Annotated in this window: 14 protein-coding genes; 4 read left to right on the forward strand and 10 right to left on the reverse strand. The window is 44.6% G+C overall.

From position 1 onward, the window contains the following. Positions 1-1604 (forward strand): hypothetical protein (locus tag RMO27_RS20545; protein WP_309736067.1); only part of this gene is annotated, 1604 nt, incomplete at its 5' end. Between the two features lie 142 nt (positions 1605-1746). On the opposite strand, the gene RMO27_RS20550 is transcribed toward RMO27_RS20545, so the two are convergent. Then, entirely contained in the window at positions 1747-2355 is a 609-nt protein-coding gene (locus RMO27_RS20550) for a TIGR02466 family protein (RefSeq protein WP_309736070.1), read from the reverse strand. A gap of 356 nt (positions 2356-2711) precedes the next feature. Further along, positions 2712-3155, reverse strand: coding sequence for a hypothetical protein (locus RMO27_RS20555; RefSeq protein WP_309736071.1), 444 nt, complete (start codon positions 3153-3155; stop codon positions 2712-2714). Positions 3156-3349: 194 nt separating this feature from the next. On the opposite strand from RMO27_RS20555, the gene rpe reads away from it, so the two are divergent. Further along, the gene (rpe, locus tag RMO27_RS20560; protein ID WP_309736074.1) at positions 3350-4039 is read left to right on the forward strand and encodes a ribulose-phosphate 3-epimerase; all 690 of its coding nucleotides are present in this window, start codon (positions 3350-3352) and stop codon (positions 4037-4039) included. 139 nt (positions 4040-4178) lie between these two features. Here the strand turns inward: rpe and psbM are convergent, their stop codons facing one another. The 5 genes from psbM to RMO27_RS20585 form a co-directional block, all read right to left on the reverse strand. Continuing rightward, positions 4179-4295: a photosystem II reaction center protein PsbM gene (gene psbM, locus RMO27_RS20565; protein ID WP_309736076.1), complete on the reverse strand. Its 117-nt coding sequence runs from the start codon at positions 4293-4295 to the stop codon at positions 4179-4181. A gap of 208 nt (positions 4296-4503) precedes the next feature. Next, the gene (locus RMO27_RS20570; RefSeq protein ID WP_309736079.1) at positions 4504-4800 is read right to left on the reverse strand and encodes a 2Fe-2S iron-sulfur cluster-binding protein; all 297 of its coding nucleotides are present in this window, start codon (positions 4798-4800) and stop codon (positions 4504-4506) included. Between the two features lie 182 nt (positions 4801-4982). Beyond that, positions 4983-6578, reverse strand: coding sequence for a TolC family protein (locus tag RMO27_RS20575; protein WP_309736081.1), 1596 nt, complete (start codon positions 6576-6578; stop codon positions 4983-4985). A gap of 139 nt (positions 6579-6717) precedes the next feature. After that, the gene (locus RMO27_RS20580) at positions 6718-8064 is read right to left on the reverse strand and encodes a TIGR03279 family radical SAM protein (protein WP_309736084.1); all 1347 of its coding nucleotides are present in this window, start codon (positions 8062-8064) and stop codon (positions 6718-6720) included. A gap of 245 nt (positions 8065-8309) precedes the next feature. Next, the gene (locus RMO27_RS20585; RefSeq protein ID WP_309736086.1) at positions 8310-8822 is read right to left on the reverse strand and encodes a Rieske 2Fe-2S domain-containing protein; all 513 of its coding nucleotides are present in this window, start codon (positions 8820-8822) and stop codon (positions 8310-8312) included. Positions 8823-9226: 404 nt separating this feature from the next. Here RMO27_RS20585 and RMO27_RS20590 point away from each other — a divergent pair, with 404 nt between their 5' ends. After that, positions 9227-9517, forward strand: a complete 291-nt coding sequence (locus tag RMO27_RS20590; RefSeq protein WP_309736088.1) for a hypothetical protein — start codon at positions 9227-9229, stop codon at positions 9515-9517. After that, positions 9507-9869 carry a type II toxin-antitoxin system PemK/MazF family toxin gene (locus RMO27_RS20595; RefSeq protein ID WP_309736090.1) on the forward strand — a complete coding sequence of 121 codons (363 nt, stop codon included), beginning with the start codon at positions 9507-9509 and terminating at the stop codon, positions 9867-9869. The genes RMO27_RS20590 and RMO27_RS20595 overlap by 11 nt, the downstream gene beginning before the upstream one ends. Positions 9870-10028: 159 nt before the next feature. Here the strand turns inward: RMO27_RS20595 and RMO27_RS20600 are convergent, their stop codons facing one another. The 3 genes from RMO27_RS20600 to RMO27_RS24005 form a co-directional block, all read right to left on the reverse strand. Next, a complete protein-coding gene (locus RMO27_RS20600) occupies positions 10029-10919 on the reverse strand; it encodes a hypothetical protein (RefSeq protein WP_309736092.1) in 891 nt (296 codons plus the stop codon). 332 nt (positions 10920-11251) lie between these two features. After that, positions 11252-11593, reverse strand: a complete 342-nt coding sequence (locus tag RMO27_RS20605) for a DUF5615 family PIN-like protein (protein ID WP_309736096.1) — start codon at positions 11591-11593, stop codon at positions 11252-11254. Further along, positions 11594-11753 (reverse strand): DUF433 domain-containing protein (locus RMO27_RS24005; RefSeq protein ID WP_396133774.1); only part of this gene is annotated, 160 nt, incomplete at its 5' end. It lies immediately after the preceding gene.

Consider the following 11753-nt stretch of genomic DNA (forward strand, 5'->3'; position numbering starts at 1 on the left):
TGACTTTGTACGTTGGTGACAAAAATGCCAAAAAAGATGGGAGCTTTCTCGATCGCAATGGTTTGTCACAGGGCAAAATGTACGCCTGGGTAGCTGACGACACCAAAAGTGCGACCGATCCGATCGAACTCGATGCTTCGACTTTCAAAGGTTCTAATAGTTCTACTAACGGCAAATTCGTCGAACTAGCCTACTATGATGCGACCAAAAAAGGCAGTGCTGTCGATGCGGCTGGCGATAAAAGCATTCAAAACGATCTCGGCTATGATGCTCAAGGCTTTGCTACTCAAGCACAGCAGACAAAATTAGCCAAAGACGCTCAAGCTTTTACCTTCTCGCGGATTGAAGACGTTTCGACCAATCCTCAAGATGGCACCCAAGCAGTATTGGCAGTCACTGGCGTCGAAAATACCCCCAATGTCTGGGGTACTACTTATAAAGTCGATATCGACTTCAATAACATCGCTAAAGGGGACATCACCGGGAAACTCGACATTCTCTACGATGGGAATGATACCGACAAAAAAGATGCTGGTCTGCGTAGCCCTGACAACCTCGACTGGGCTGATGATGGCAAAATCTACATCCAAGAAGATCGAGCAATTTCTGCGACACTGTTTGGGGCGACTTCCAAGAAAGAAAGTTCCATCTTTACGATCGATCCTGCCACTACCGATCCCTCTAAAACCCTCACTCGGATCGCCCAGGTCGATCGATCGGCCGTACCTGCAACCCAAACCGATCCCAGCCCAACGGACATCGGCAACTGGGAAACTTCGGGGATTCTAGATGTTTCGACTTTGTTTGGTAACAAACCTGGTGAATTGTTTGTGTTTGACGTTCAGGCACACAGTCTGCGGGATGGTTCGATTATCACTGCTACCAATATCGATGGCGATGGTAATGGCACCAAAACTGCTGGTGAAAACTTAGTAGAAGGTGGTCAGTTATCCTTCCTCATCGCTCCTGGTGCGAAGCTAGTTCAAACCTCTTCTACCAGCTCTGGCACCAGTGGCAATGATACGATCGAAGCTGGCATTACCAAAGGTTTTGATGGTGTTAATGATATCGTCTTTACCGATGGCGGTAACGATTTAGTTGATGCTTCGATCGGTGGCGGCAGCAACCGGATCTACGGTGGCGACAGCAACGATGAACTCTATGCTGGTAAAAACGACCGCTTATTTGGCGAAGCTGGCAATGACATTCTCGATGCCAGCCAAGGCCAAGGCGGCAATCGTCTCTATGGTGGCGCGGGTAACGATACCTTATTCGCTGGGAGCAATGATTTCCTCTCTGGTGGCGATGGTAATGACATTATCTACGCTGGTAAAGGTGGCAGCACCCTCTATGGTGACAGTGGTACCGATAAGTTCTACCTGGCTTACAATGTTGCTCCCACTAGTACCAATACGGTTACTAACTTTGAAGTCGGCATCGATAAGCTACTAATTTTGGGGATCTCTGGGGTGAGTGACTTCACGAAAGTGACGCTGACTCAAAAAGGTGCCGATACGCTTGTCGCCGCTGGTGGTAAAGATTTAGCCTTATTGACTGGACTACAATCTAGTACTCTCAACTCTAGTAGTTTCGGGTTTGCCTAAAACTGCCACATCTGTTTCGGTTAGCAGGTTTGCTCATCGAACGAGAATCTAGCACAATGAGGCTAATCGATCAATTAGCCTCATTTTTTCATGATTATGCTAAAGATGTTGACGTCCTAATCTGTCTCGATCGATCTGCGTTCTATGCCCGGATTTTAGGAGCCATCCCAATATTAAAACTGAGACTAATCCGCACTTCATCGCTCATATTCATTTCGACACCATGTAACAGCCAACTGGGGAATAATAACATCATCCCAGCATGAGGTTTATAGCTAATCTTTGGGAAAGTCCAGAGATTAAACTCCTCAACCGGAGGGATCAACATCTGAGACCCCGGACGCGGATCGGTAAAAAAGATGCTGCCACTCTGTGCTGGAGCTTGGAGATAATAGACGCCACTTAAAATTGAATTTGGATGATTGTGCATCGAATTCAAGGCGAATTTACCATTAACTATCGCCCAGCAAGTAGTAATATTAATCGAAAACTGCTGCAAATCCCAACGCAAGAATTTGGTGACTTCCGAGACATTCTCGTTAATAATCTGGGTGAATTCACCGAAGCTCTGCCGATCGTGTAAGTTATTGACACTGTGCCAACCCAACACATTCGACCACTTTTCGCCAACGCGATCGCGTTGGTATTCGGCTGCGATTTCTTGGAGTAGCAAGGCATTTAATTGTTGATAGTTGTCGATCTCAAAATTCCAAACGGAAGTAGGAAACCAATCATTTCTAGAACCAGGCATAATTATTGTTGTTATAAATATTAAATTGAGTCGATCGATCTGATGATATAGCAATCGCCACATCAGTTAGGACATATTAGTCCGCCTTCGCGGACTATGCATTCCGAGCGGCGATTTCAATCGCTGTCCTAATCGCCTTGGCGGTTGCTATAATATCCAAGGTTCGATCGTCGCATTGATTTCGATCAATGTGCTGAAATATACGTTACTACCAATGAGATTTATACCGATAAACTAGCCTTTAAATGCTTGATCGATCTTCACAATTTTGCGGACGCTAAAGAGACGAGGTTAATTCATCAGAATTAACCTCATTTTTAGTCGATCGCATTCACAAAAAACCAATTATGGCCGGACTAATTTTCCGGTGGCGTCCACATCAACTTATTGAATATTTCACTCCCACCAGCATCGAACACCTGCACGCGGGCAAAATCGGGATCTGCGGGTTGCCAAGTTACTAGATAGATCGTGCCAGCATTATTCCATTTATAAAAATGCTTACCCTGAGATCTAATTAACCGACCATTGGCCAGACTAATGCCCCGCTTGCCATTCTCGCCACCTGAATAGATAAACCGATTACCATCCCTGGATATTTTGACTTCCCAGTTATCCTTGACAAATAAGGCTTGTCCGTACTGAGTCGTAATATCGACAGATCGAGCGACTAGTTGGGTGCGGCTGGTGTGATGCTCCGTTGGCAGTTCCTGGGGCATCGCCGCCGCGATCGATCGACTCGAACATAGGACTGTAACTGCAAACAGCGATAGAGCAGGTAAGACGATCGCTAGTTTCATAGGTTTGGCTCCAGGTTGTCAGATGAATACACTACTTCTACAGCCAGATCTTTAGCTATTTCGGAATCGATCTGAGTGCTGAGCCGATCGGTCATAACTAGCAACTTAGACGATCGATCGCTAACCCCTGTTAAAATTGGAGAAATTGTTAGAATTTTTACCGAAATTTAGACTTCAGGAGAACTATAGTAACTATGAGCCAAAAATCCCTTGTGATTTCACCGTCCATCCTTTCTGCGGACTTTAGCCGCTTGGGTGAAGAAATTCGGGCTGTGGATGCTGCTGGCGCTGACTGGATTCACGTTGATGTAATGGATGGACGGTTCGTACCAAATATTACTATCGGTCCCCTGATTGTTGAAGCCGTCCGCCCCCATACCAAAAAAATTATCGATGTCCACTTGATGATCGTGGAACCAGAAAAATATGTAGCTGATTTTGCCAAAGCTGGTGCGGATATTATTTCCGTCCATGCTGAGTACAATGCTTCCGCTCACCTGCACCGCACCTTGGGACAAATCAAAGAACTCGGCAAACAAGCTGGTGTTGTCCTCAATCCCGGCACGCCTCTAGAACTAATCGAATACGTCCTCGACTTGTGCGATTTGGTATTGATTATGAGCGTTAACCCCGGATTTGGCGGTCAAAGCTTTATTCCTAGTGCAGTTACTAAAGTCGCTAAGCTACGCCAAATGTGTGACGAGCGCGGTTTAGATCCCTGGATCGAAGTCGATGGTGGCCTCAAACCAAATAATAGCTGGCAAGTCATCGAAGCTGGTGCGAATGCGATCGTCGCTGGTTCGGCAGTATTCAATGCTCCTGACTATGCTGAAGCTATTAAAGGCGTTCGGAATAGCAAACGTCCAGAATTAGCTAAGGTTTAGGCTTTAGGCTTTAGGCTTTAGGGGGAAAGACGAAAGACCGTTTTCCGCCCTTTCCCTCTCACCGATGAATCTATGCAAAAGACGGCTAAAGATTAACTCTCTAGCCGTCTTTTTGGCTCGATGACTACGATTCAACAACTTATGAATCAGCACCAGTATTATTGGAGTTGGTTTGAATATAGAGAATCAACAAGAAGATTGTCGGTACGAGCACGAATAACAGGCTGGCGACGAAACCTAAATCGTTAGTTTGCATTTAGAGTAATTCCTATAAAGTATTTTTTATCACTACCCTGACTAGAATATCATTTCCAGCGGGAGTGTAGGCCGTTTGGTAAAGATTTAACTGACTCGTTGGCGTAGCCTACCGGAGGTAATCGCCGCTAGACTCTTTTGCTGCTCAATTTGCCAAGATTCAGCTACCAGCAAGGATTTCGATCCTCACTAGCTACTGAGGATTGCTATTAGGGTTTGGTATTGACGCTCACTGGACCATTAACCACTGTTTGACAAGCAAGGCGGTAGTTATCAGGTTTTTTGGCTAATTTACGATTCTCAAAATCAGTGCGGGGAGAGAGATTTTCTATCCCTTCAACGATTTCAACACCACACATGCCACATTGACCATAACCGCCACAGTTCATCAGCTTACCTTTGAAGGTATAAATATCAATCTGGTTTTGAACCGCCTTCTCGCGCAGATTTGCCCCCTGTGCGACGATAATCTCCTTGTTCTCTTTGATAAATTTAATCGCACTCATCTCCATACCCTCAAAATAATTTACGTCCTATTAAGGATTATTAAGATCTTTGACGGTTTTGCCAAGGGGGTAAGGGTAGGGATTAGGGATTATGGGGTAGAGGGTAGAGGGTCAGGGGATAGAGCGTTTATAAACGTTCCCTATCACCTATTCCCTATTCCCAACTTCCTATCCACTATCCCCTACTCATTAACAACCGTCGCCGTCCGCAGATTAGCGAGAGCGCGGTTGTAATTGAGAATGGCCGTGACGCGATTGCCACGAGCGGTAGCCAGAGCGGTTTGGGCGTTGATGACATCCGTTTGGGTACCGACCCCTGCTTGAAAGCGCAGCCGGGCGAGTTTGAGGCTTTCTTCTGCTTGGGTGAGTGCTTGTGTAGAAGTGGCGATATTTTTTTGGCTAGAACCGAGGCTAAAGTAGGCTTGTTCGACCTGAAACCGAATTTGATTGCGGTTGGTCGTAAACTGATTTTCGTAAATTGTTTCGTTGACTTTTTGGATATTGGTATTGGCAGCAGCAGCACCACCATCTAGGAAATTCCAAGTTAGTTGGACGCCAACGCTATAGTTATCTTGAACGGAAGTGCCAGTCGAGAGGCTTTTGCCTAGACCATAACTGCCAATCAGATCCACTTGCGCCGCATTAGCTGCAGCGGAAATATTTTGTTGTTGTTGGCTGACGCGGCGGAGGGTAAGTTGTTGCTCGGCTTCGGGACGATTTTTGAAAGCAAGGATAATACTATCTTCGAGCGAATATTTCCAGGTGCCTAGCTCGCGGACGGCATCGGCGGCCGTAAATTCAGTATTGTTATCGACGACGAGGATTTGAGCGAGATTTTTGCGGGCGGTTTGTTGTTGAGATTGAGCGTTGGTTAGATTTTGATTGGCCGTAGCGAGTTGAACTTGGGCAGTCAGAATGTCAAATCTCGTCCCGACTCCAGCTCGCTCTTGGAGCTGGGCATCGCTCAAACTGCGAGTAGCATCTCTGACAGAAGCTTGGCTGATAATAATCGATGAGTCGGCAGCTTGGAGGTCGTAGTATGCGGTGATCACCAAACTGCGGACTTGTTGTTCGACTCGCACCAGATCGAGCTGGTCGAATCGGACTTGTTCTTCGGCTGCCCTAACGCTGCTTTGGTTGCGACCGGCATCCAGAATGGTGTATCTGGCGGTGGCGGCACCATTGACGCTGGTAGTACTACCGCTACTTGTCAGCGGTGATTGATTGCCAAAAATCAGAGCCGAGCCAGCATTGGTGAGATCGCTCTGCAAGCCTACTCGCACGGCTTGACCGGCTTGAGCGAGATTGATACTCTGCCGATCGCGATCGACCGTCAGTCGCGCGACTTGAACTTGCCGATTGTTGCGAAAGGCGATCTCGATCGCTTGTTGCAAGGTGATAGATTGGCGACCAGTAATCTTCACTTCATTACCTGTTTTGGGCAGGTTGAGATCGTTGGGTAGCTTGAGATCGGGAGATGATGGTGGGGCAGTGGGCGGCGATGGGGTCGGGGTGTTTTGGGCGATCAGTGGCGATCGATTATCGCTAGTAAATTGGTTGTTCCTGTGTAGTTGGAGGCTACGATCGATCCCCGCAAAATCCAAAGTTTTCGCTCTAGCAGTTTCTATGCTCAAGCCACAGCAGCTTACTAGCGCGAGCGTGCAAATTGTTTGCAATCTAGCGGCTGCCTGCCTCTGACTTGGGGATAGTTGCGGTTCAGATTTCAGACCGCTCTTTGGCAACGGTGCAACTAGGTTAACGATTCTGTTGTTTAACATTGGAATGAATTTAATCAGAGTCAACATCTTCAATGAGTTTATAAAACTGCTTTAAAATCTGGGTGCTCTCATACTACAATACTGGCGACAGAGGCGACTCAACTAAATGAATCTAGATCCCAGTCGCTAGTAGCAGTAATTAGCTCCCAGCTCTATTTTCCCCTAATTTTTCCAGAAAATCTGGAATTCCACTAACTGGAATCAGGGGGACTTGGAATTTTTCAGCCAATTCCGCGATCGTCACATCGTCTAGAAACTTAGCTTCATCGTGTTTGAGCATCACGCTAGGAATCAGGATGCAATCGCCCAAGTCGCGCCCTGGTAGCTCGGCTAGCAAATCTTGACCGGTGACTAGCCCCGTCACTGTCATCTGTTGCCCCCAATATTGACTGGCAATGGCAACTAAGTTGACCTGGAGACCTGGTAGTTGATTTAATTGATCGACGATAGGTTTGAAGGCATTCTCAACGGCATTGCCGACGACCCAGGTGCAAGTGCGCGGCGGATCGATGGCGGTCATTTCCCAGGCGGCAATTTCTTGGGCAAATTCATCAAGGAAGCGCCGAATCGACCCCACGCCATTACCGAGCTGGGGATAGTCTTCGTAGTAATCGCTAGGGGGCAGTTCGACACCAGCAATTAGGTACCATTCATCAGCTAACCAGACGAAGGTGGAGTCGAATTGGTTCCGAAATTCTTGTTGCAAGCTCTCGACTTGGGCGATAATCACCCTGGCAATTTCGGGGGTAACGGGCGCAAGTTCGGTGAGGTTGGGACGAAATCTGGTTAACCCGACCGGAACGACGGCGACAGAAGCAACTGCGGGAGTATCGCCATGATGAAAACTAGCCAAATCGCGGATAGTGCGATCGAGATGTGCGCCGTCATTAATCCCCGGACACAGTACGACTTGGGCGTGAATTTCGAGACGGTGGGACTGAAACCAGGCAAGTTGATTCATGATTTCGCCCGCCCGCTGATTTTTGAGCAGTTGAGATCGAATCTCTGGCTCGGTAGCGTGGACGGATACATATAGTGGTGAGAGCCGCATCTGGGCGATCCGATCCCATTCTTTGGTAGTGAGATTGGTTAATGTCAGATAGCTACCATACAAGAAACTCAGGCGATAATCATCATCTTTGAAATACAAAGATTCGCGTTTACCAGGCGGTTGTTGGTCGATGAAACAGAAGGGACACTTATTATTACACTGGATCAGACCGTCGAATAAAGCCGTCTCAAATTCCAGTCCCAAATCCTCGTCATAATCCTTCTCAATCTCGATCTGATGAGATTTTCCCTTGACATCTAGTACTTCTAGATCTAAGGTTTCATCAGCACAGAGAAACTGATAATCGATCAAATCGCGTGGCTTTTGGCCATTGATTTTTACCAATCGATCGCCAGGACTAAAACCAATTTCTGCTGCGATCGAATCGGGAATAATTCCGGTAATTACTGCCGGACGGATCGCAGTTTCGCTCATGAGTTAGGATTTAGGAGTTGGAAGTTGGGAGTTGGGAGCGATTCGCGCTCGTCGGGTTCCCCGACGGTTTAGCGAATCAAGACAGTTGCGACTGAAATCACGCGGAGAGTGGAGGAGCATGTGTTTCAGTCAAGACAGGGAGTTGGGAGACTAGAGGACGCTTACATTCAACATCCTAAAGCCTAAAGCCTAAAGCCTAAAGCCTAAAGCCTAAAGCCTAAAGCCTAAAGCCTAAAGCCTAAAGCCTAATTCTTCCCACGACTGGAAGGCTTCGGACTAGTGGTAGCTGGGGGAGCTGAAATTGCCACTAGGACTTGAGTACCCACAATTTTAGCAGAATAAGCACTTAAAGGCTTGGTGGCGGGGCCATTTAAGACTTCGCCATTGGCATCAAAGCTAGCACCGTGACAGGGACAGGCATATTTCTTGTCCGCAGCCGCCCATTTTACATCGCAACCTTGATGGGTACATTTGGGATTGACTGCAATTAATTTATCGGAATTACCAGGACTTCTGAGCACTGCGACTTCTTTGGTTTGGAGGTAGCCATTTTTATCTAAATCGCCAACAGATCCCACGACGGTAAAACCTTCAGGCTTTTTCTGGGCGATTGGTTTAGCGCGATCTTTATCGCTGTTACTGGAAACATCATCCTGGGCGATTGCTTGGCGCGGAGCGCAGATGGCTAGTATCATCGGGAAACAGCTCGTCAGCCAACCAATACTAAAATAAGCAAGAAATGAACGACGTTTAAGCATGATTTTTAAGTGTGAATTTAATTAATCTATGCGAGGGAAGAGCGTACACTCTCAATCTCATGCTAACAAGTTCTCACAACTAAATACGCGGGGTCTTCAATTTACTTTTTATCAAATCGATCGGAGATTAATCAATCAATCGTTCGATCCCCATCTCAGTTTAAACTTCCAGTTCTGAATCAAATCTAATATTTTCAAATACTCGATCGATTGGCAAAGTTAAATTATCTACTCGTCAGTTCGATCGAATCACCAGCTACATAACTCATTATCTCCAGTTCTTACACTACTGCTCAATCTGATGATAATCGATCGAGCCAGCATCCCTTCTCCAACGTAATCGCAGTAAGATAGAGTCTAGTGAATATCGATTACCTCTCGGCGCGGCTAAGCCAACGATTTCCATGAAACAAACCCGCTATATCACCACCACCATTCAAGCAGGCAATCGCCTAGAGATTGATCTGCCGAATCTGCCAATCGGACAAACGATCGAAGTAATTTTGATTATCCCCGATGCCCCGGAATCTAATACACATTCCATAGATAGACGATCTTTTCTCAAACTATCGATCGAACAACGCCGCCAAATATTAGCACAGCAAGCCGAAGCAGCTTTACCCTACTACGAAGAGAACAAAGCAGAGTGGGAAGAATGGATTAATCTCGACATCGCCGAAACTTATGCTCCCTAAACGTGGTGAAATTTGGCTGGTTAATCTAGATCCAACTGTCGGCGCAGAAATTCAGAAAACTCGTCCAGCAATTGTGATTAGTTCTGACTATATCGGCAAACTTCCGCTTAAATTAGTGGTGCCGATTACTGACTGGAAAGACTCTTTCATATCCGATCTTTGGCACATTCGCCTCGATCCTACCAATGAAAATGGACTGACGAAGCCATCGGCTGCGGATGCACTTCAAGCCAGAAGTCTAGATACTCGGAGATTTGTTAGGAAAATAGGTACTTTACCTGGATCGGATTTACAAGAAATTGTTCGCGCGATCGCAGCTATTATTGAATATCAAGAATCGATCAATGATTAAATATTATAAACCAAGCTGAAACCCTAACATGCTTGCTGTCGATCGAAAGCGGACTTCTTTAACAGCAGTGAAGATGATCGATCGATTCTCGAAACGATAGGCTACACCAACGAATGAGATATTTTATGTTCGGCGAAAATCTTAACAATTATCTTTAACTTACTTTTCTTTGGAATTGCTTCTTCGTAGTTTTTTTAGTTTCTTCTCCTCATTTAATACACTCTTGTCTTCACGAATTAATGTGTTTGTGACTGCTCCGAACAAAAAAACTACATGCGTTTTTGTGTCGGAATTTAAAGAATCTTGAACGAGTGATAATCCTATAATTTTCTGACGATTATCAACCATTTCCTTTAATGACTTATAAAGTTCTTTCTGTCCTTCACTTATCCATAATTCTTCGACATTTTTTGTGCTCGTCAAAATACTAAGAATGAAATCAGCATCTATTGCTACACTGATAGTTCCATCTAAATTGTTATTTAAGTAATATTGAGAATTTTTGACAAGACTTGTGTTTCTAATTCTTGTAAAACAAGCTGCCCCAAAATCTATTTTAATTAGCGACCCTTCCCTGTATCTAGAATCTGTATTTATTAGCTCAATGTTAGTTATTGGATGGGTAAGAACTATCGCATTATCTATAAAAATTTTAATTTCACATGAATCATTATCTCCCCAAAACTTTGTATTATTTATCAATCCTGTTAATAAGCACGTAAAAGGATCGCATGGAATTTCCACACTAAATGGATATTTAGGATCATAGTTAAAATTTTCTGTTGCTATTCCAAAACTCTGTTTTAATATTTGGGTGTACTTATTTAATTTTATACTCTCTACATCTCCGTTTGTTTTATCCCAATGTTCTAAGTTAGATCCATATCCAACCTGATTGAAATCTATTTGCTCTAGCATATATCTTTGCTCCAACGTCAAAGAAACACTTGGATATGGGTTCTCAATTATGAGGGGCTTATTCGCTCTTTTTTGAAAAGAATAGTCAAATACAGAAGAAACAATACTAACAAATACCACTGCCGAAATCAATTTAGAGTTACTAACACGTAGACGGTGAAAGAAGCTATCGAGTACAAAACAATTAATTCCCATAACATTGGTCTCGTATTTTCATGATTACTTCTCAAGCTATCACGAAGTCTTGTTAAGTTAGCTTCAAGCCATATCTCACATTGGCTTAGTAGCTTATTTGCTTGTTGCTCATTAATCATCCTAAAATATTTTTATTTGAAGATAAACTATTTCAACGTCTTTATTTGTGAATATTGGATTTCGCTACTGAGTAAATCGATCGCTTGTTAGGTGGATCAATCCTCGATCGCAGCTAACAGATTGACAGCTTTTGTTAATAGTCGAAAAGGTCATTTGACAGGACGATTTACCCGAATTAATTTACCCTCGATCGATTCTTCATCTCTTAGTGCCATGTCGATACAATCGGCAAAAATATCCCAATCATTATTTCTACTGCAAATTACAATTCCACTATGGATTTTCACCTGTTTGTGGAGATTTTTAAAGTGATTATAATTTAGTGTTATCACCGCTCGATTCTGATTGGTGGCGAAATCCAATACGTCTTCATCAGGAATTCTTTGATTATCCTTTCCCGCTTCTCTCGTCGTTAATACATCGTAGCCTTTTTCTCTGAGCCGTTTCACCACTGGAAGTTCAAAATTCTCGTCAGCATATAACTTAATCATCTATGCTTCCTGATTCACCGCAATTGCTTGGGCAATTTCAGTAGGAAAAGCTTCAGCATAAGCCCACGCATTATCTAAATCTGCTGCCGTCAATTGAGGATAGGCTTCAATGATTTTGTCATTATTAGCACCCATTTGACGGTACTCAACTAGGCTCCAA

This window comes from Chamaesiphon sp. OTE_75_metabat_556 (genome assembly GCF_031378165.1).
Taxonomy (GTDB): Bacteria; Cyanobacteriota; Cyanobacteriia; order Cyanobacteriales; family Chamaesiphonaceae; genus Chamaesiphon.